This window comes from Ruegeria halocynthiae, from assembly GCF_000743705.1.
GTDB classification, from domain to species: Bacteria; Pseudomonadota; Alphaproteobacteria; order Rhodobacterales; family Rhodobacteraceae; genus Ruegeria; species Ruegeria halocynthiae_B.
Genome location: NZ_JQEZ01000003.1, coordinates 31,431 through 50,302 on the forward strand (window position 1 = coordinate 31,431; position 18,872 = coordinate 50,302).

Genomic DNA, 18,872 nt, shown 5'->3' on the forward strand with positions numbered 1-18,872 from the left:
CGATGGACCTGACAATCGGGCCGAACCAGTTCTTTTGGGCCGCCGACCGCTGGAGCGAGTTTTACGACGATCTGGCCCAAGCGCCCGCAAACCGCGTCGTGATCGGAGAACTTGTCTGCTCGAAACGGTTGCCCTTTTATCAGGATCGAATTCCCGAGGCGGTATCGCGCCTGCTTGAAGCCGGAAAAGAAGTAGCCCTGACCAGCCTTGCACTGGTGACGCTAAAGCGTGAACGCAAACTGACCACAGAATTGGCCGAGATGGGTGTAACGGTGGAAATCAACGACCTGACGGTGCTGGCCTATCTGCCCGAAGGGTGCGCGTTCTGGGTTGGGCCGCTGGTGAATGTGTACAACGAGGGCACCCTGCGGTGGTTGGCCGCGCGGGGTGCAAAGCGTGTTTGCCTGCCACCAGAGCTGCCGCTTGAATCGGTTGCGACACTGGTCCGGGCAGCAGAGGATCTGGGCGTCGCGATCGAAGTCTGGGGTCACGGGCGGTTGCCGCTGGCAATCTCGGGGCGTTGCTATCATGCGCGCCTGCATGGCCGCACCAAGGACAATTGCCAATTCGCCTGCGAGGAAGATGCTGATGGGCTGGATGTGCTGACCCGGGACGGCAAGCCCTTTATGGCGACGAACGGCGTGCAGACCCTGTCAGACAGCTATGCCTGCACGGATTATCAGATTGAAACGCTGCGATCCGCGGGCGTGTCGGCCCTGCGGCTTTCACCGCACTCCAACGGGTTTACGCGGCTTTGCACACTGTATCGCCAACGTATCGACCACAATCTGGCACCGGGCGATCTGGCGCATGAAATTCTATCCACCAATCCCGGCACACGCCTGAGCGATGGGTTTCTGACAGGGGAATTTGGCGCAGAATGGTCCGGTACCAAACCGCAATGATCCCAGCCTCGGGTGAAAACAGGGCCTTTCAGGATTTCTGGGAGGCCCCTCATCGCCCGCTGTTTCTTGCGGCGTTTCTATGCGCCCTGTTTACCGTGGCCTGGTGGCCGCTTGGCGTCACATTGGGCGTTCCCTCCCCAGCCTTTGAACCGGCGGCGATCTGGCATATCCACGAGCTGATTTTCGGATTTGCCGGTGCTGCGATTGGCGGATACCTGTTGACGGCCCTGCCGGGTTGGACCGCAACCCCACCGGTGCGCGGGGGCCTGCTGAAGGCGCTGGTACTGATCTGGCTGCTTGCGCGTCTTGCCCTGGCGCTGTCGCTCCATGTTCCGCACGCGCTGCCGATCTTGTTCAATGCCGGATATTTTCTGTTGTTGGCCGCAATCCTCGGCGCCCGCCTGATCTCAGCGGGTTCACACCTCAAGCTCGGCTATGTGTTTGCGGTTGCAGCACTTGGGTTAGGGGAAGTTCTGTTTGCCACAGTGGCGCTGAGCGAAAGGCCATGGGCAAGCCTGACGCTGGTTCCTGCTGTGCTGACCGGTCTGGTTTTGCTGATGGCCAGTGTCGGGATGCGGGCCATCCCGGCCTTTACCCAAAACTGGTTTGCGCGAAACGGGCAAGCTTTTAAAATTAATCGGGATGCGCCCGTGGTTCAGGTGCTGTTGGTGGCCTGCATAGTCATGATGCTGATCGGGTGGGATGACATGGCAAACGCCACGATGATCAGCGCCGGAATGGCATTGCTATGGGTCATGCGCCGGTGGCACGGCCTGTCTGTTTTGTCTGACCCGCTACTAGCCGCCCTTCATCTGGCATTCCTATGGCTGTCTCTGGGGCTGATCGTTGTCGGCTTGGCGGGCCTCGCCCCGGCAATCTATCCCGCGTCTGACGCGCTTCACGCCATTACCATTGGCGGGATGTCTGGTTTGATCATGGCCGTCTCGGGGCGGGCGGCGGCCCATACCGAAAGCGGGGACATGCAGGCGACGCCGGGATTCATCGCGGGCGTCGTGCTGATCTGGGCCGCAACATGGGTTCGGCTGGCGGCACCTGTCTTTCCCGGCGCATCCTTAGAGTTCGCCGCAGCCGCAATATGGTGTATTGCCTGGGTATCCTTCGTTGTCGGTTTCCTACCGGCACTGACCGGCCCGGTGCGGCGTCCGGTCCTAAGCGGGCGGCGGCATGGCGAATTGACGGAAATCATCACGACAGAAAGGACAGGGCAATGAAGATCGCAAGCATCTCTTCGCAAAAGCAGGGTGAAACCGACCGGTTGCTGGCAGAACTGGCCACCGATTTGCAATCCAGCGGACTGAAACTGCGAGGGATCGTCAAGGATCTGAGCTATGCTGCCCTGCACCAGAACGGATGCGACATGAGCGTTCGGGTGCTGCCAGAGGGACCGATCATCAAGATCACCCAGAACCTTGGCCAGGGATCGGATGCGTGTCGTCTTGACCCTGCCGCCCTTGTGCAGGCGGTGGCTCAGGTCGAACAGGGCGGCTTTGATGATGTAGATCTGTTCATTCTGAACAAATTTGGCCCCGAGGAAGCCGCAGGCAGAGGTTTTCGCGCTGTGATGGGAACCGCACTGGAACGCGACATTCCGGTATTGGTGGGTGTGAGTCCCGCGAACAGGCAGGCATTCCAGACGTTTGCAGGCGGCCTGTCAAAAGAGCTGCCGGACAACCGCGAGGCACTCTGGCGCTGGTGCACCAAACCCTGATCTGGCGGACAAACCCGGTGTTCAAGTCACCTGTCGACCTTCCAGCCGCGCTGTGATTTCCGACAGGCGCGACCAGGCTTGCAAGGTGATCGGCAATGCCAGCGCCGCCTCGGCGAACTCCCACGTATAGCTGACGATCGAAAAGATCGCACCGGGGGTGACCGTCAGGAACTGGGTCGCGTACCAAAGGTTGAACAGGACCAAAGCGATCAACAGGATGAAGATCAGACCATACAGTACCGCCTCGGTGTCCGAAAGTTTGACCTCGAACCGGCGTATGCGTCTTAGGTGGTGATGCACCGGGTTGTTGCGGCGCGTTTCAAGTATCCGCACCTGTCGTTCCATCTGTTCATTCAACGCTCCGTTCAACCGGTGAAAACTGGTATGGAACAGCGCGTAGGTCAGGACCATGACGAGAATGACCGCGCAGGCCGCAAGGGCCAGTACCGGCGAAAAGAAAAAGAGCAGGATCGCAGAAACGACAAACTGCACCACACCGGCCAGCGCGGCAGGCAATGTCTCTTCCAGAAAATCGGCAAGTTCACGGCCCATGCCGATCCGGGCGTTCAGTGACGAAATGGGCAGGCTTGCGAACCGGGCCGCAAGCGCCTTTCCCATTTCAACGCGAACGGTTCCGTAGACCCGTGTGTCATATACCCGCCGGGCCACACCAATGACGATCAGGGCCGCCAGCAGTGCGGCCAGATGCACAAAGGCCAAAAATTCGTGATCAAGCAACCCGTCGATGGCAAATCCGATGAACAGCGGGATCAGAACCGTGATCCCGGTTTCCGCCAGGATCAGGAGCCACGTCATCCCGACCCTCCAGCGAAACACATCCAAAAGGGTTCTGATGGTCAGACGTCGATCTTTCAACATGGCGCATTGCCGTCTGTGAGCAGGCCCATCACCGGGCGACGGCAGAGAGGTGGTAAAATCCGGATCATCCTGTGGCCCTCTGGTTGTCGGATTGCCGCGCGGCAGGTTTGAACACCGCAATGACATCTTCCGAAATGGCAATCAGCACCGGAACAAGCACCAGCATCAGGGCGGTGCCGAACAATTCGCCAAATGCCAGAGAAATCGCCGCTGGGATCAGGTATTGCGCCTGCTCGGATGTTTCGGTCAACAAGGGCAGCAAGCCAATCACGGTTGTTGCCGTTGTCAGAAAGATCGCCTTGAAACGGCCGATGCCCGCCGTGTGCAACGCGGCATTCACCAGCAGACCTTCGTCACGGGCCTGATTGTACCGGGTGATCATGACAAGACTGTCATTCACGATGACCCCGGTCAGCGCCAGCATCCCGAAGAAGGAAAACAGCGACAGGGACACGCCCATGATCAGGTGCCCGACGGCCGCGGCGACAAAACCGAAGGGGACGATGGCCAGAATGACAAAGGGCTGCCAATAGCTTTTCAGCGGTACGGCCATCAGCACATAGATCAGCACCGCAGCCAACAGCAGCGCGCGCTTGAGCCCGCCGCTGATGTCCGACATCTCCTCCAACTCACCTGCGGGCAGGACAGTCACACTGGGGTACTTGGCGTTGAGCTGCGGGACAAGCTGTTCGAACACCGCCTGCCCCACCTCTTCGGGCGCGACAATCGCGCGGTCGATTGCGGCGGCCACGATGTTCATCCGCTTGCCGTCACGGCGATTGACGACCCCCGATGCATAGGTGCCTTCGATTTCAGCCACGGTTTCCAGCGGCACCCATGCACCGTTTGCACTGCGCAATCGGGTTTGCATCAGATCGGCCAGAGTATCGCGGTTTTCGCGCGCGTTTTGCACAACAACGCGTATCTCGGACCCGTCGCGGCGTACCTTGGTCACCTCAGAGCCACCAAAGCCGTATCCGATCTGACTGGCCAGCGTTTCAGCGTTGAACCCAAGATGCCGCGCGTCCGGGCGCAGGCGCAGCTTCAGCTCGGGTTGGCCGCCGACAAGGCCGTCGCGAACGTTGGTCACGCCATCAATATTGGACAGAAACGCCTGCATCTCGGCGCTTGCCTGTCGCAGCAGGTCTTCGTCCTTGGACGACAAACGGATGCGAAACCCGCCCGCCAGAATTTCCGACCCCGTGAATTCCAGCTCTGTCGCGCCCTCAACCTCGCCCACGCGTGTGCGCCAGTCACGGACGACTTTCAGGATCGGAACGTCCGGGCGTTGTGCGACCGGGATCATCTCGGCGTAGATTTGGGCGCTGCCGGCGCTGTTGATGATCGTAAACACCGTCTGAACCGGCGGAACGGCCATGCCTGCATCTGCGGCCAGATCGGCGCTCACCTGTTCCAACGCGGCCTCGATCCGGTTTACGTTGGCCCGGGTCAGCGAAAAAGGCGCGCGGGCGTCCATTTCAAGGTTCATCGTGATGACCTGACCGGGAACCTCGGGGAAGAACACGGTTCTGAGCTTGCCCTTGTACATCAGGCCCAGCCCCAACGCCGCGGCGGCCACAAACAGGATCAGCACCGCGTAACGCTGACGCACCGCCGCGACAAGAATGGGCTGATAGATGTGATCCCGGACCCAATGCAACCCGCCCTGCGCGGCGTCCTGAACCCGCCCCCAAATCCGCGTCAGTAGATAGCGGCGTTCATGCCCCATCGGGATTTGTGCCAGATGCGCAGGCAGGATGAACTTGCTTTCGATAAGGGAAAACACCAGCGTCAGGATTACGACACCCGCAAACCCCGCCAGCACTTTGCCCAGTGGGTTATCGATCAATAGCATCGGAAAGAAGGCCGCAATCGTGGTCAGCACCCCGAAGACGGTGGCGACGGCCACGCGGTCCACGCCGCGCTCTGTATCGCGGATCGGATCGTTGCCCTTGCGCCGTTCGTCATAGACACTTTCGCCCACAACGACGGCGTCATCCACCAATATGCCCAATGCAAGGACCAGGCCAAACGTGGTGACATCATTCAGCGAATAATCAACCCATTTGGACCCCGAAACCGCAATCGCCCCCAGGATCGAAACCGGGATGCCCATAGCGACCCAAAATGCCAGCCGGACATTCAGAAACACCGACAGCATGAGGGTCACCAGAATTAGCCCCTGCACCCCGTTGGATCGCAACAGCGCAAGTCGATCCGCGATGTATCCGGCGCTGTCGCCCCAAACCTCGACCTGAATCTGAGGCGGCATCTGGCGGCTGAACTCTGCGACGGTGCTGCGTACCACCTCACTGATCTCAAGCAGGTTTTCCTTTTGCCCGACCAGAACCTCCATGCCGACTGTTGGGTTGCCGTTCAGGCGAAACAGATAATCTCCGTCCTGAAACCCGTCTTCGATGGTTGCAATATCCCCCAGTGGGACAAATGATCCGTCGCCGCGTTCGATAATGGGAACGGCTGCGTATTCGGGAACGTATTTTGCCCTGTTGTCGGCCCGCAGGAAGATGGTGCCCCCCTCGGTGCGCAGACGCCCGGCTTGAAACGTCAATGAATTCGCGTCTATGGCGCGGGTAACGTCCGAGACTGTCAGGCCAAAGTGGCGCAATCGGGCCGGGTCGATCTCAATCCGCATCTCGCGCGGGATCAAGCCCCAGATTTGCAGGCGCGACAGTTCCGGCTGTGCCAGAAACTCTTCTTTCAATCGTTGCGCCAGGGTCTGCAATGTGGCCGGGTCGGTTTGCCCGTGAAGGTTCACATAAAGCGCCGGAAAGTCAAAACCCGAGGCTTCGATCACAGGGCGGCGGGCGGAATCCGGAAGGTCGGTCAACCCGTCGATGCGAATGCGAACCCGGTCCAGAACGGCTTGCAGTTTCTCACCACCTGCCCGGCGGACGGTGACCGTGCTCAGCCCGTTTTCGGACCGCGACGTGACGTTGCGGACGCCTTCCAGCCCTTCCAGCGCCTGTTCCACCTTCTGCGTCACAAGTTCGTCGACCTGTTCCGCGGTTGCATCCGGGTATTCGATCGTGATGGTCACGCTTTCGGGCGGGATGCGGGGAAAGCCCTCGATACGGATGTTCATCAGGGTTTGCACCCCAAGAAACAGGATCAGGGCCATCATCAGGTTTGCAGCGACGGGGTTGCGGATGAACCAGGAGGTCAACGCGTGCATGACTTACCCCTCAACCGCGTGTGGCGTGACATGCTGGCCCGGCAGGAACGAGGCCAGAGGGTTTTTTGCCACGCGCCACGGCCCCCGCCCTTGCGGTGCGTCAATCGTGATTGTCCCTTCACTGCGGAACAGGATGTTTGGACTGATCCGCTGTAACCGGTTGTCTTCCGCCACCAGCCAGATGTTACCGGCGCGGGTCAGGGTGCTTTCGGGCAAGGTCAGTGTATCCTCGATCAGGCGGCCCGAAATCAGGACGCGCAGGAAATCCCCGGCAAGAATGCGGTCGTCCGGCTCGGCCACTTCCAGAAAGACGCGCACCTGCCGGGTGTTCTGATCCAGAAAACCACCCCCACGGCGCACCCGTGCCTGCCCCAGCGGCGCGCCCGTGCGATGCACCAGATCGGCCAAAGTGCCAGAAATGGGTTGTTCCACCAGCGCCCAGTCTGGCTGGCTGAACTCGGCGACCAGTTCGAACCGCCGGTCGTCGGACAGATGCAGCAAGGCATCACCCGGGGCCACCGTTTGCCCCAAACTGGCAAAGCGGCGCGTGACAAACCCGGAAAAAGGCGCGGTCACGTCTGTTTCGGACAATTCGCTTTGCGCCGCCTTCAGGCGCGATTGCGCGGCCGTCACCGACTTTTCAGCAATCCACAACTGCGGCAAACGCAGGGCCAACTCGGTAGGAGGCTCAACCCCGTCGCGTTCGAATTGCCGTCGGGCCACGGTCACATCGTTTTGCGCGCGCAACAGCTCTAACCTGGCTTGCTCCAACTCCATCTCGGCTGCGGCAACAGCACTTTCATAGGGGGCTTTTTCGATCGCAAACAATGGATCACCGCGTGAGACTTGAGCCCCCGCCAGCGCCGCATCATGCACTGCGATGATACGCCCGGAAATTGCCGTCCGCAGCTCAGCATCCCAAAGCGGCCGAACCTCGGCAAAGGCCGAAACCTGTGCCCGCACCGTTTCCGCCGTTACTTCGACCACCGAAACTTTGGGGGGTGGTGGAGAGGTTTGCGAAGACTGGACGTCTATTGTGTCTTCCGTTTCGAACAGCACAACGACAATTGCGATCAAAACAGCCAGGGCAAGCCCGATCCAAAGCCATCGGCGCAAAGGTTTTGGCGTCGTCTCAGCAGGAGTATCGGTCATTGTTCGGCCTTTCCCTCGGCAAGCGAATCCAACGTGTCTTGTGTTGGTTGGTTAAGTGTCATATACTATGAACGATCGTTCGTTCAATATTGAAACTGATAAATGACAGAAGACCGGAACAAGCCGACATCCAGCCGGGATAAAGCGTCTGCAAAGCGGCGCAATCAGATATTGGAAGCGGCGGTCATGTGCTTTCTTGAGCGCGGGTATCATCAGACCGGCGTGCGCGACATTGCAGCCCGCGCTGGTGTCAGCCTTGGCAACCTCTACAACCATTTTTCGGGCAAGCACGATGTGCTTGTCAAATTTGCCATGCTGGAACGTCAGGAGATGGAGCCTTTCCTGAAAATCCTGTCCGCGCATTCACCCGCGCCGAAAGTTCTGGAAAAGTTCATAGGTGCGTATGCCAAATATCTGGCCGTACCGGAAAATGTTATTCTGACGCTCGAAGTATCCAGCGAGGCCGTGCGCCAACCGGACATCGCGCAGTTGTTCATCGAAAACCGGGCAGAGCTGACCAACAGCCTGTCCACTCTCTTGCAAAGAGGAACGGATGTCGGTGATTTCAGGAAACTGCCCGATCCGACGCAGGCCGCGCAGATGATATTGGACGTGCTGGAAGGCAGCGCCTATCACAGTGTGTTGTCCGAAGTCCCAATGCGCAAATTCGCCGGAAGCGTAAAGGATTTCATTCTGTCTTCGGTTTTGCCGCGTTGACGAGCCTGCCCGGCCGTTAATCCTGCGCCATCTGATCCAGAACATTGACAAGAATGGCTTCATCAATCTCAACCGTGTGCGACATTGCCGGAAAAGCGCCTGAATTCACATCGTCAATATATTCGCGATAGGCGGCGACACGCTCGGCCTGAAGCCGGTCACGTTCGGCGGCGAAATTGCGATAGGCTTTGGCGTGGCGCGGGAAATGACCCCGGTTTTCACCCAGCAAGTCGGCCGAAAACAGGTATTGCGCGTCACAATCCCCGCCCGAACCAAGCGAAAGGGTCAGCATCGACGTTCGTTTGGTGATTTCAGCCGCCAACCGGGCCGGGATCACCTCCATCTCAACCGCATAGGCCCCGGCGTTTTCAAAATCCTGCACCTCGCGCCGAAGCTGCAAGGCCTGTTCCTGAGTCTTGCCAACCGCGCGATACCCACCGGTCCAGGTTGCCTTGGGCGGGACCAGCCCGACATGGCAGATCACGGGCACACCTTCGCGCGCAAGGGTTTCGACCACCGCAGGGCTCATCCCGCAATAGATCGACTGGGCGCCCGCCGCCATCGCGGCCATTGCATCGCGCAGGGCCTCGGTGGCATTGGCATGTTTGCCCCAGGGCAGACCATACTGAAAATGCGTATTCGGAACAGCCGCCGCGAAATGCGCCCGTTCGGGAATGAAGGCAGTGCCGATCATGTCCATCCCAGCCTCGGCGGCGGCGATGGCCTCTTCTTCGCGGGCGACCTGCACGAAGGAAATCTGGCGCACGCCCTTCAACGCGCGCAGATCCATGATGGTCAGTGCCTTGCTCATTTACCCATGATCCTTTTGCGCCGTTCCTGCATCTTTTCATTCGCCGTGACCGTGCCATCGTGAAACGACCCGAACCACTTGTCCCACGGCATCTCAAGGCTGCCATAGTTACATTCGAAATAGCGGTGGTGCATTTGGTGATGGAACGTACCAAGGGCCAGCCGGTTCTGATCCTTGACCAGCAACCCCTGATATCCAGTATGGGTCGAAACCGCCGTCAGCGTGTAATACTGAAGGTGGAAAATGATGTGCAGCGGATGCGCGCCGACCAGAAAATGGATGAACACCGAGCCCAGATAGATGGCGTGTTCCACCGGGTGCATCGACATGCCCGACCATGGCCCCACATTGATGTTACGGTGATGCAGGGAATGCACGTGCTTATACAGAAAGGGGATGTGGATCAGCCGGTGAATCCAGTAAAAATAAAAGCTTTCCCAAAGAGGGATCAGCAGAAACAGGGCCGCGAACCAAATCGGATTTGCCGCCCAAGTCAGCAGCGGCATAAACCCGTTGGCCAGCGACCAGAACATGATCACCTCATACAGCGTCCAGAAGAACACGCCCGAACCCAGCGTCCAGAACATATTGTCCCGTATCTGCCCGCCCAGCGTGAACTGACGCCCTTTGACCATCAGGGGGCGCGGATCGTATTTAAGTTTCTTCCCTTGTTTCGAGTAAGTATAGAACCACAGGTGCAGCGACCCGGCGACGACAAAGATCAGCGCGAAGTTCCACGCATAGATCTCGGCGATCCAGCCAAAGGCGAGGGTCTTGGTTTCCTCCAGCGGTGGCTGCACCCAGAAATAGCTGATCATGGCAATGCCAAGCACAATCAGTTTTTCGGATATCAGAAACCAGGAATTCCAAACCCATTTCAGCATCTCGGCGGGCCGCAACGGCCATGTGAAAAACGGAGAGACCTTTATCGGGACCTCAGGTAAATGGTTCCAGCCCTTGAGTTCGGTATCAGACATGCGGATTTCCTGCCAACGGGGATGATGCACAGTTTGACACAGCACCCTTCCCGTGAAAAATAGAATGAACTGATGATCTACATCTGTTTTTCCGAGGTTTAATGACTGTCTCGCTACGCTCCATGAGGTATTTCACCACGGCGCTTGCGCGCGGCAGCATCTCGCAGGCCGCGGCAGAGCTGAACGTGGCGGCATCCGCCGTCTCGGCGGCCATTGACCAGATTGAGGCACAGCTACAGCTGCAACTGGTGAACCGGGTCCGCTCCAAGGGCATTACAGCCACCGCAAGCGGCCGGGTGATGGAGCGTAAATTCGCGCGCCTGCTGGAAGAATATGACGCCGTGATGCAGGAGGGGTCGGAACTGAAGCAGGCCATGAAAGGAGAGTTGCGGATTGGGTATTACGCCCCTGTCGCCCCGGCATTTCTGCCTGCAATCCTGACCTCGCTTTCCGGGCCTGACGACAATATCACGCTTCATTTCGAAGAATGCGACAATGACCGCGCACAGGATGGGCTGTTGGCGGGTGACTTTGACGCGATCCTGTTTGTGTCAGACTTTGCCCGACCGCAGGTCTCATTCGACCTGCTGATTGAGGCACCCGCCTATTGTTTGGCTCCGGCGGATCATCCGCTGGCCCGGCAACAGAATGTGCAACTGGCCGATCTGAGCCGGGAAAGGCTGATCGTGCTCAACCGACCGGTTGCGGTGGATTATTACCGCCGGTTGTTCGATGGGACAGGCCAGAACCCGACGCCTTTTGCTTATGCGAATTCGACCGAAATGGTACGCAGCCTTGTCGGGGCAGGCTACGGGTGCGCGGTATTGAACATGATACCCACAACTGACCTAAGCTATGGCGGTCACCCGCTTGTTGCTTTGCCAATCACCGATCCCCTGCCGCCGCTGTCTTTGGCCCTTGGGTATGACAAATCCAAACCACGCCGCATCGTCCGTCATTTCGCCCAACAGTGCCGGGTGTACTTTCGCGATGGCACCGGGCGTCAGCATATTGTGGCGCCGTAAGTACGCTCCATAGGTTCATATAATGAACCGACGGTTCATAAACATTGCATTCCTCATTTCCTTCTGCCAGTTTGCCCGGACGGAAGAGAGAGTTTGAATGGGAACCGCGCAAAACGCCCTGAAGCTGCTGGATTTGTTTTCCATCACTCAGCCCGAAATCGGGCTGAGTCAGATCGCGCGGCTGACGGGAACCAACAAAGCCACTGCTTTGCGCCACTTGCGCGCGCTTGAGGCATCAGGCCTGATCGAACAGAACCCCGCAACCAAATCCTATGCCATCGGCCCGGCGGCCCTGCGGCTTGCGGCGCTGCGCAAAATCGCGGTTCCCGGGTTAGAGGGCGCGCGGCTCAGAATGCAGGTGGCCATGCATGAGGTCGGCGAAAGTCTGCACCTTTCTTTTCTGGAAAACGGCGCTTTGAAAACCGCGCTGTTGGTTGAAACGACACAACACAGCGTGCGTGTCAGCCTTGACCCTTCGGCGATCATACCCATCAATGCGACCGCTTCGGGCCTGAGCATACTAAGCTTTGGCCCCGCCAGCCTGTTACAGCAGTTGGATCAGGACAACCTGCCTTCGTATACCGAGCAGACCATCATCGACCCCAACACCCTGCAAAAGCGGATCAAGCAGACCCTGCAAAGGGGCTGGTCGGACATCAGCAGCGGGTATGAATTAGGCGTGCACGGGTTCGCTGCGCCTGTCTTTGGTATTGACCGTGTGGCGATAGGCACAATTGCCTTCGCCGTCCCCGAAAACCGCGCAACCGACGCGGGGCGGCCTGCCCTGCTGCAGGCGCTTCACACCCTCTCGGGCGATCTGACCGCAGAATTCGGCGGCCAGAACCCCGAGGATTTTCCCACCCAGTTCTACCCGTGACTGACGGGCTGACATTGCTTCCGGAGACGCCAGAGATGAAAGATTCCAACTTTCTGAAGGAAAACAACGCCCGCCATTTCTGGCATCCGATGGCGCATCCTGCCGACAGTCAGAACAACCCACCCACCATCCTGACCGGGGGCGACGGGGTCAGCATTGTGGATGTGGATGGGCACAAGACCATCGACGCAGTTGGCGGGCTGTGGAACGTCAACCTGGGCTATTCCTGTGATCCGGTGAAACAGGCCATTACCGATCAGCTGAACGCACTGCCCTATTATTCGACCTTCCGTGGCACCAGCAATGACAAGGCGATTGAGCTGTCTTATGAGTTGGCGCAATTCTTTGCGCCAGACGGGCTGACGCGCGCGTTCTTTACATCGGGTGGGTCGGATTCGGTTGAAATTGCGCTGAAGCTGGCGCGCCAATATCACAAGCTGCGCGGGCAAGAGAGTCGCACCAAGTTTATCAGCCTGAAACAAGGCTATCACGGTACGCATTTCGCCGCCGCCTCGGTCAATGGCAATCAGAAGTTCCGCGCGGCTTATGAGCCGATGATGCCCGGCTGTTTCCACATCCCCGCGCCGTGGACATATCGCAACCCGTTTGACGAAACTGATCCCGCGCGTCTGGCGCAGCTTTGCGTCAAGGCGTTGGAGGCCGAGATTGCCTTTCAGGGTCCAAACACGGTTGCGGCCTTCATCATGGAACCGGTTCTGGGCGCGGGCGGTGTGATCCCGCCGCATGAAAGTTTCATGCCTATGGTGCGCGAGGTTTGTTCGAAACATGGGGTGCTGCTGATCGCGGACGAAATCATCACCGCCTTTGGCCGCACCGGCAGTGAAAGCGGCGCGCGGCACTGGGGCGTGCAGCCAGACATCATGGCAACGGCCAAGGCGATCACCAATGGCTATTTCCCCTTTGGCGCGGCGATGATTTCCGGCTCGGTGGCCGAGGTGTTCGAGAGTGACACCACCGGCAAGGCCTCGGTCGATCAGGGTTATACCTATTCCGGCCACCCGGTCGGTGCGGCTGCGGCTTTGGCGGCCTTGTCCGAGATCAACCGGCTGCGCATCTGGGAAAATGCCGCCGCACGAGGGGATGAACTGTTTGCCGGTTTGCAGGCGCTGTACCAGAAATACGACGTGATCGGGGATGTGCGCGGGGGCGAGGGCTTGATGTGTGCCATTGAGCTGGTTTCGGACCGTGGCACCAAAGCCCCCATCGCTAAGCATCTGCCGTTGCAGGTGCAAAAGGCGGCCTATGAGGATGGCGTCATGATCCGCGTGTCGGGCAACAACATCATCCTGTCGCCGCCGCTGATCGTCACTCCGGACGACGTAGCCAGGATCTTGTCGGGGCTGGAGACCGGATTGGCAGCGCTGTGAGCACCGCCCCTGTCCAACAGGGGATGTCAGATTTTGACGGCCTGCAATTCCTCAAGAAGGTTCAGCAGGTGATCCAGCTTTTCCCGGCCCAGCTGGGCCTCGATATTGCTGGAAATCACCAGCGAGGCCAAAAGGTTTTCTTCCAGAATCCCGCGGCCTTCGTCGGTGATCTTCACCTTGGTGCAGCGCTTGTCATGATTGTCCTGGCGTCGGGTGATCTGCCCGTCCGCCTCCATCGTGCGCAAAATACGGGTGAGGCTGGGCAGCAGCAGGCAGGCCTCGTGGGCGATAGTGCTTTGTTCGACTTCGCCCAATTCGTCCAGAACACGCAGGATGCGCCACTTCTGCTCGGTCATGGGTATGTTCTGCAGCATGTCCCGAACGGGCGCCATAACGGTTTCGCGGGCTCGCAGCAGCGCAATCGGCAGCGAGCGGGAGGTGCTTTTGGTATAGCTTTGGCTGGTCATGCTGCCTTCTAGAGCGCGAATTTCAGAATTGCAAAGATTAACAAAGCAAGTTCTTGACAGGCGGTGACTCATTTTGTTAACATGTTTACTAATTCGAGGAGGGCCTATGCCACATTTCCACGTCGATTATTCCGGCAATCTGGAGGATTGCATCGACATGCATGGCTTGTGTGAATGTATCCGGGCAACGGCCGCAGGGATCGACACGTTTCCGATTCCGGGCATCCGCGTTCGTGCCACGCGGGTCGACCATTACGCCATTGCCGACGGCAATCCTGACCATGGGTTCATCGACATTTCGGTCCGCCTGCGCGCAGGCCGTCCGGACGATGTGAAACAGGACGCGACCCAACGCATTTTTCAGGCGGTTCAGACCTTTCTGGAACCGACGCTGGCACAGTATTCCATCGCGCTCTCGCTTGAGATGCGCGACATCGACCCCGCCCTTTCGCCCAAAACCGGCACCATCCGGGACCATCTGGCCAAAGCCACGCAGGAGAGCTGACGCATGAGCGCACTGGACACGAATATCGAGAAACTGGCAGGCTTTCTGGCGCGGTTCCAGGACACCGGCATCAAAAACCGCATCGCCGGTCAGGATTGTGACGGTGCGGGTGGTGTGTTTCAGACCCGCTCGCCGGTGGACAGATCGGTGATCTGCGATGTCGCCCATGGCACCGCGCAGGATATCGACGTCGCGGCCAAAGCTGCGGCGGATGCCTTTCCGGCGTGGCGGGACATGCCCGCGACCCAGCGGCGCAAGATCCTGCTGAACGTGGCAGACGCGATCGAGGCCCGCGCCGAGGAAATTGCGCTGTGCGAATGTTGGGACACCGGCCAGACCATCCGTTTTATGTCCAAGGCGGCGCTGCGCGGGGCCGAAAACTTTCGGTTTTTCGCCGATCAGGTGGTTCAGGCCTGCGACGGGCAGCATCTGAAATCGCCGACCCTGATGAATGTCACTTCGCGGGTGCCCATCGGCCCGGTTGGCGTGATCACCCCTTGGAATACGCCCTTCATGCTGTCGACATGGAAGATCGCCCCGGCACTGGCTGCGGGGTGCACCGTGGTCCATAAACCCGCCGAGGATTCGCCGCTGACCGCCCGGCTGCTGGTCGAGATCGCCGAGGAGGCCGGGCTGCCCAAAGGCATTCTGAACACCGTGAACGGATATGGCCCGGATGCGGGCAAGGCATTGTGCGAACACCCGCTGCTGAAGGCCATCGCCTTTGTCGGCGAAAGCCGCACCGGCAGCGAGATCGTCAAACAGGGTGCCGACACCCTGAAGCGCAACCATCTGGAACTGGGTGGAAAAAACCCGGTGATCGTCTTTGGCGATGCTGATCTGGACCGGGCGTTGGATGCGGTGATCTTCATGATCTATTCGATCAACGGGGAACGCTGCACCTCATCCTCGCGGCTGTTGATACAGGACACCATCAAAGACAAGTTCGAGGCGCAGTTGATCGAACGTGTGAACCGGATCAAGGTTGGCCACCCGCTGGACCCTGCGACTGAGATTGGCCCGCTGGTCACGCAAAAGCACTTTGACAAGGTCGCCAGCTATTTCGACATCGCGCGGCAGGATGGTGCCACCGTCGCCGCGGGCGGAGAAACGCTGGGCGATACCGGCTTTTTCCTGCGCCCGACCTTGTTCACCAACGCCACCAACGACATGCGCATCGCGCGTGAGGAAATCTTTGGCCCGGTTCTGACCTCGATCCCGTTTTCCACCGAGGACGAGGCGCTGCGCATCGCCAATGACACCCAATATGGGCTGACCGGTTATGTCTGGACCAATGACCTGACCCGCGCCCTGCGGTTCACCGACAGGCTTGAGGCCGGGATGATTTGGGTGAATTCGGAAAACGTCCGCCACCTGCCGACCCCCTTTGGCGGGGTCAAGGCATCGGGCATGGGCCGCGACGGCGGCGACTGGAGCTTTGAGTTCTATATGGAGCAAAAGCACATCGGCTTTGCCACCGGCCCGCACAAGATCATGCAATTGGGCAAGGCCTGACAGCCCGCCCCAAGGAATAAACGCGCAAGACAACGCCAGCTTCAGGAGGCTTCCATGCCCGTTCCCGCCCCCAACTTATATCCCGATTTCAACACCATCCGGCTGAGCCATGTGTGCCTGAACGTCAGTGACCTGGCGGCCTCGCGCAAGTTCTATTCCGAGGTTCTGGGCCTTCAGGTCTCGGATGAAAGCGACAGCCATGTCTATCTGCGCGCGATGGAAGAACGCGGCCATCATTGCGTGATCCTGCAAAAGTCCGATCAGCCCGGCACGGTCGAAGTCATGGGGTTCAAAACATTTGACGAGGCCGATCTGGACCGGGCCGAGGCCTATTTCAAATCCAAAGGCCGCCCCACCGAATGGGTCGAACGTCCTTATCAGGGGCGCACGTTGCTGACCTCGGACAATATTGGCATCCCGCTGGAGTTCTATCACAAGATGGACCAGCTGGAGCCGATCCACCAGAAATATGCGCTGTATCGTGGGGTGAAACCGCTGCGGATCGACCATTTCAACTGTTTCTCGACCAATGTCGATGACAGCGTGGCGTTCTACAGCGATTTCGGTTTTCGGGTGACGGAATACACCGAAGACGAAGACAGCAAGCGCCTGTGGGCGGCGTGGCTGCACCGCAAAGGCGGCGTGCATGACATGGCGTTTACCAATGGCACCGGTCCGCGCATGCATCACGTGGCCTTTTGGGTGCCGACGCCGCTGAACATCATCGACTTGCTCGATCTGATGTCGACCACCGGATATGTCGACAATATCGAACGCGGACCGGGGCGGCACGGCATTTCCAACGCGTTCTTCCTGTATATCCTTGACCCCGACGGCCACCGGATCGAGATCTATTGCTCGGATTATCAGACCGTCGACCCAGATCTGGAGCCGATCAAATGGGATCTGAAAGACCCGCAGCGCCAGACGCTGTGGGGCGCGCCCGCACCGCGCAGCTGGTTCGAACACGGTACGCCCTTTGTCGGCACCGCCGTGACTGAGGCTGAGCTGTCCGCCTCGCCCATCGTTGCACCATAGGGGAAAACCATGACCGCGACGCATGACCCTGGCTTGCCACGCTTTGCCACCTTTAATTCCAATGGCGAAACCTATTTCGGCGCAATCACCGACGACGGCGCAATCGCGCTGAACGACGCCTTTCCCGACCACGCCAGCCTGTATGAGGTGATCGCCGCCGGCGCATTCGATCAGATGGCCTCCGCGGCGACAGGCCGGGCGGTGACCCACCGGGATTTCACCTATGAGATGGTGATGCCGGACGTCCGGCGCATCCTGTGCGTGGGCGTGAACTTTCCCGACCGCAACGCGGAATACAAGGATGGCAGCGCGCAGCCAAAATACATGTCGCTGTTCCCCCGTTTTGCCAGCGGCTTTACCGGCCACGGGCAGCCTTTGATCCGGCCCCCGGAGAACCACACACTGGATTACGAGGGCGAGGTCGCCATTGTCATCGGCAAAACTGGTCGCCGCATTTCGCAGGCCGACGCCTATGACCACATCGGCGCGCTGACCCTGTGCAACGAAGGTACGATCCGCGACTGGGTGCGCCACGCCAAGTTCAATGTCACGCAGGGCAAGAACTGGGACAATTCCGGTGCCATCGGCCCGTGGCTGGTGCCCTTTACCGACGCAGCGCAGCTGGATGACGCCCGCATCCAGACCCGCGTGAATGGTGAACTGCGTCAGGACGACACCCTGAACCGGATGATGTTCCCGATCCGGCGTGAGATCGAATATATCTCGACCTTCATGACCTTGCAGCCGGGCGATATCATCGTCACCGGCACGCCCACCGGGGCCGGTGCGCGGTTCGACCCGCCAAAGTACCTGACCCCGGGCGATGTGGTTGAAATCTCGGTCAACGGGATCGGCACCCTGCGCAACAGTGTCGAGGATGAACAGTGACCCCGGATGATCACGCCCGCGCGGCCGCCGATTTGCTGCGGGCCGAACGGACCGGGGAGCAGATCGGGTTGCTGACCCTGCGCCACCCGGAAATGGGAATGGATGATGCTTATGCGGTGCAGAATGCCCTGTACCGTCAGAAGCTGGCCGAAGGGCGCAGGGTGATCGGCTGGAAGATCGGGCTGACCTCAAAAGCGATGCAATACGCGTTGAACATCGACATTCCCGACAGCGGGATCCTATTCGATGACATGGTATTCGACCACGGCGCAACCGTGCCTGCGGGTCGGTTCATCCAGCCCCGGATCGAGGCTGAGATCGCCTTTGTCATGAAATCCCCAGTGGGCGGGGCCAGTGTCAGCCGCGCCGATATCATCGCCGCCACGGATTATGTCGCACCGTCCATCGAGATTCTGGATACGCGTATCCAGCGGGTCGATCCCGCGACCGGCAAGGCGCGCGCCGTCTTTGACACGATCAGCGACAATGCCGCCAATGCCGGTGTGGTGCTGGGCCAGGAACGCCACGCCATCGACGCCTTTGACCTGCGCTGGGTCGGCGCGCTGACGTTCCGCAATGGCGAGATTGAGGAGACCGGTCTGGGGGCCGGCGTCCTGAACGACCCGGTCGAAAGCGTTGTCTGGCTGGCGCGGCGCATGGCGCACTATGGCCAAAGCATCGAACCGGGTCAGGTGATCCTGTCGGGCAGTTTCATCCGCCCAATCGAATGCCCGCCGGGGTCCGAGATCGCAGCGGATTTCGGGCCTTTCGGGTCGGTTGGCATCAATTTCGCATAAAGGAGCCGC

Annotated in this window: 18 protein-coding genes; 12 read left to right on the plus strand and 6 right to left on the minus strand. The window is 59.4% G+C overall.

From position 1 onward, the window contains the following. Nucleotides 1-2: 2 nt before the first annotated feature. From ubiV to JT51_RS11075, 3 genes are read left to right on the plus strand one after another with little or no spacing between them, the layout of a single operon-like run. The gene (gene ubiV / locus JT51_RS11065) at nucleotides 3-905 is read left to right on the plus strand and encodes a ubiquinone anaerobic biosynthesis protein UbiV (RefSeq protein WP_037312338.1); all 903 of its coding nucleotides are present in this window, start codon (nucleotides 3-5) and stop codon (nucleotides 903-905) included. Further along, the gene (locus tag JT51_RS11070) at nucleotides 881-2,137 is read left to right on the plus strand and encodes an NnrS family protein (RefSeq protein WP_081894662.1); all 1,257 of its coding nucleotides are present in this window, start codon (nucleotides 881-883) and stop codon (nucleotides 2,135-2,137) included. Before ubiV ends, JT51_RS11070 begins: the two co-directional genes overlap by 25 nt. Further along, a complete protein-coding gene (locus tag JT51_RS11075) occupies nucleotides 2,134-2,634 on the plus strand; it encodes a DUF2478 domain-containing protein (protein WP_037312344.1) in 501 nt (166 codons plus the stop codon). Before JT51_RS11070 ends, JT51_RS11075 begins: the two co-directional genes overlap by 4 nt. Nucleotides 2,635-2,655: 21 nt before the next feature. On the opposite strand, the gene JT51_RS11080 is transcribed toward JT51_RS11075, so the two are convergent. The 3 genes from JT51_RS11080 to JT51_RS11090 all read right to left on the minus strand — a co-directional run bounded on the left by JT51_RS11080 (nucleotide 2,656) and on the right by JT51_RS11090 (nucleotide 7,858). Next, complete coding sequence (locus tag JT51_RS11080; RefSeq protein WP_037312347.1) at nucleotides 2,656-3,513, minus strand: ABC transporter six-transmembrane domain-containing protein; 858 nt, start codon at nucleotides 3,511-3,513, stop codon at nucleotides 2,656-2,658. 64 nt (nucleotides 3,514-3,577) lie between these two features. Then, nucleotides 3,578-6,706, minus strand: a complete 3,129-nt coding sequence (locus JT51_RS11085; RefSeq protein ID WP_037312350.1) for an efflux RND transporter permease subunit — start codon at nucleotides 6,704-6,706, stop codon at nucleotides 3,578-3,580. A 3-nt stretch (nucleotides 6,707-6,709) separates the two neighbouring features. Then, nucleotides 6,710-7,858, minus strand: coding sequence for an efflux RND transporter periplasmic adaptor subunit (locus JT51_RS11090; protein WP_037312353.1), 1,149 nt, complete (start codon nucleotides 7,856-7,858; stop codon nucleotides 6,710-6,712). A 102-nt stretch (nucleotides 7,859-7,960) separates the two neighbouring features. Between JT51_RS11090 and JT51_RS11095 the strand changes: the two genes are divergently transcribed. Further along, on the plus strand, nucleotides 7,961-8,575 hold the full coding sequence (locus tag JT51_RS11095; protein ID WP_037312356.1) for a TetR/AcrR family transcriptional regulator: 615 nt from the start codon (nucleotides 7,961-7,963) through the stop codon (nucleotides 8,573-8,575). Between the two features lie 16 nt (nucleotides 8,576-8,591). Here JT51_RS11095 and JT51_RS11100 read toward each other — a convergent pair whose 3' ends face one another. Continuing rightward, entirely contained in the window at nucleotides 8,592-9,386 is a 795-nt protein-coding gene (locus JT51_RS11100) for a 3-methyl-2-oxobutanoate hydroxymethyltransferase (RefSeq protein WP_037312360.1), read from the minus strand. Continuing rightward, the gene (locus JT51_RS11105; RefSeq protein ID WP_037312362.1) at nucleotides 9,383-10,363 is read right to left on the minus strand and encodes a sterol desaturase family protein; all 981 of its coding nucleotides are present in this window, start codon (nucleotides 10,361-10,363) and stop codon (nucleotides 9,383-9,385) included. The genes JT51_RS11100 and JT51_RS11105 overlap by 4 nt, the downstream gene beginning before the upstream one ends. Nucleotides 10,364-10,485: 122 nt before the next feature. Between JT51_RS11105 and JT51_RS11110 the strand changes: the two genes are divergently transcribed. From JT51_RS11110 to JT51_RS11120, 3 genes are all read left to right on the plus strand, one after another. Continuing rightward, nucleotides 10,486-11,388: a LysR substrate-binding domain-containing protein gene (locus tag JT51_RS11110; protein WP_235216165.1), complete on the plus strand. Its 903-nt coding sequence runs from the start codon at nucleotides 10,486-10,488 to the stop codon at nucleotides 11,386-11,388. A gap of 97 nt (nucleotides 11,389-11,485) precedes the next feature. Beyond that, on the plus strand, nucleotides 11,486-12,265 hold the full coding sequence (locus JT51_RS21230; RefSeq protein WP_051927510.1) for an IclR family transcriptional regulator: 780 nt from the start codon (nucleotides 11,486-11,488) through the stop codon (nucleotides 12,263-12,265). A 35-nt stretch (nucleotides 12,266-12,300) separates the two neighbouring features. Beyond that, nucleotides 12,301-13,653, plus strand: a complete 1,353-nt coding sequence (locus tag JT51_RS11120) for an aminotransferase class III-fold pyridoxal phosphate-dependent enzyme (RefSeq protein ID WP_037314061.1) — start codon at nucleotides 12,301-12,303, stop codon at nucleotides 13,651-13,653. Nucleotides 13,654-13,679: 26 nt separating this feature from the next. Here the strand turns inward: JT51_RS11120 and hpaR are convergent, their stop codons facing one another. Then, nucleotides 13,680-14,120 (minus strand): homoprotocatechuate degradation operon regulator HpaR, encoded by a 441-nt coding sequence (gene hpaR, locus JT51_RS11125; RefSeq protein ID WP_037312368.1) that lies wholly within the window; start codon nucleotides 14,118-14,120, stop codon nucleotides 13,680-13,682. A 106-nt stretch (nucleotides 14,121-14,226) separates the two neighbouring features. On the opposite strand from hpaR, the gene JT51_RS11130 reads away from it, so the two are divergent. From JT51_RS11130 to hpaH, 5 genes are read left to right on the plus strand one after another with little or no spacing between them, the layout of a single operon-like run. Further along, nucleotides 14,227-14,625: a 5-carboxymethyl-2-hydroxymuconate Delta-isomerase gene (locus JT51_RS11130; protein ID WP_037312371.1), complete on the plus strand. Its 399-nt coding sequence runs from the start codon at nucleotides 14,227-14,229 to the stop codon at nucleotides 14,623-14,625. 3 nt (nucleotides 14,626-14,628) lie between these two features. After that, a complete protein-coding gene (gene hpaE, locus JT51_RS11135; protein WP_037312374.1) occupies nucleotides 14,629-16,140 on the plus strand; it encodes a 5-carboxymethyl-2-hydroxymuconate semialdehyde dehydrogenase in 1,512 nt (503 codons plus the stop codon). A 54-nt stretch (nucleotides 16,141-16,194) separates the two neighbouring features. Beyond that, a complete protein-coding gene (hpaD, locus tag JT51_RS11140; protein WP_037312377.1) occupies nucleotides 16,195-17,178 on the plus strand; it encodes a 3,4-dihydroxyphenylacetate 2,3-dioxygenase in 984 nt (327 codons plus the stop codon). Nucleotides 17,179-17,187: 9 nt separating this feature from the next. After that, the gene (locus JT51_RS11145; RefSeq protein WP_037312392.1) at nucleotides 17,188-18,066 is read left to right on the plus strand and encodes a fumarylacetoacetate hydrolase family protein; all 879 of its coding nucleotides are present in this window, start codon (nucleotides 17,188-17,190) and stop codon (nucleotides 18,064-18,066) included. Further along, complete coding sequence (hpaH, locus tag JT51_RS11150) at nucleotides 18,063-18,863, plus strand: 2-oxo-hept-4-ene-1,7-dioate hydratase (protein WP_037312395.1); 801 nt, start codon at nucleotides 18,063-18,065, stop codon at nucleotides 18,861-18,863. Before JT51_RS11145 ends, hpaH begins: the two co-directional genes overlap by 4 nt. Nucleotides 18,864-18,872 lie beyond the last annotated feature (9 nt).

Bases quoted from the DNA above. Each gene is read 5' to 3' on its own strand.
- hpaR (WP_037312368.1), bottom strand. From the start codon at position 14,120: ATGACCAGCCAAAGCTATACCAAAAGCACCTCCCGCTCGCTGCCGATT.
- JT51_RS11080 (WP_037312347.1), bottom strand. From the start codon at position 3,513: ATGTTGAAAGATCGACGTCTGACCATCAGAACCCTTTTGGATGTGTTT.
- JT51_RS11100 (WP_037312360.1), bottom strand. From the start codon at position 9,386: ATGAGCAAGGCACTGACCATCATGGATCTGCGCGCGTTGAAGGGCGTG.
- JT51_RS11110 (WP_235216165.1), top strand. From the start codon at position 10,486: ATGAGGTATTTCACCACGGCGCTTGCGCGCGGCAGCATCTCGCAGGCC.
- ubiV (WP_037312338.1), top strand. From the start codon at position 3: ATGGACCTGACAATCGGGCCGAACCAGTTCTTTTGGGCCGCCGACCGC.
- JT51_RS11085 (WP_037312350.1), bottom strand. From the start codon at position 6,706: ATGCACGCGTTGACCTCCTGGTTCATCCGCAACCCCGTCGCTGCAAAC.
- JT51_RS11075 (WP_037312344.1), top strand. From the start codon at position 2,134: ATGAAGATCGCAAGCATCTCTTCGCAAAAGCAGGGTGAAACCGACCGG.
- JT51_RS11090 (WP_037312353.1), bottom strand. From the start codon at position 7,858: ATGACCGATACTCCTGCTGAGACGACGCCAAAACCTTTGCGCCGATGG.
- JT51_RS11105 (WP_037312362.1), bottom strand. From the start codon at position 10,363: ATGTCTGATACCGAACTCAAGGGCTGGAACCATTTACCTGAGGTCCCG.
- hpaE (WP_037312374.1), top strand. From the start codon at position 14,629: ATGAGCGCACTGGACACGAATATCGAGAAACTGGCAGGCTTTCTGGCG.
- JT51_RS11070 (WP_081894662.1), top strand. From the start codon at position 881: ATGGTCCGGTACCAAACCGCAATGATCCCAGCCTCGGGTGAAAACAGG.
- JT51_RS21230 (WP_051927510.1), top strand. From the start codon at position 11,486: ATGGGAACCGCGCAAAACGCCCTGAAGCTGCTGGATTTGTTTTCCATC.
- hpaD (WP_037312377.1), top strand. From the start codon at position 16,195: ATGCCCGTTCCCGCCCCCAACTTATATCCCGATTTCAACACCATCCGG.
- JT51_RS11120 (WP_037314061.1), top strand. From the start codon at position 12,301: ATGAAAGATTCCAACTTTCTGAAGGAAAACAACGCCCGCCATTTCTGG.
- JT51_RS11145 (WP_037312392.1), top strand. From the start codon at position 17,188: ATGACCGCGACGCATGACCCTGGCTTGCCACGCTTTGCCACCTTTAAT.
- JT51_RS11130 (WP_037312371.1), top strand. From the start codon at position 14,227: ATGCCACATTTCCACGTCGATTATTCCGGCAATCTGGAGGATTGCATC.
- JT51_RS11095 (WP_037312356.1), top strand. From the start codon at position 7,961: ATGACAGAAGACCGGAACAAGCCGACATCCAGCCGGGATAAAGCGTCT.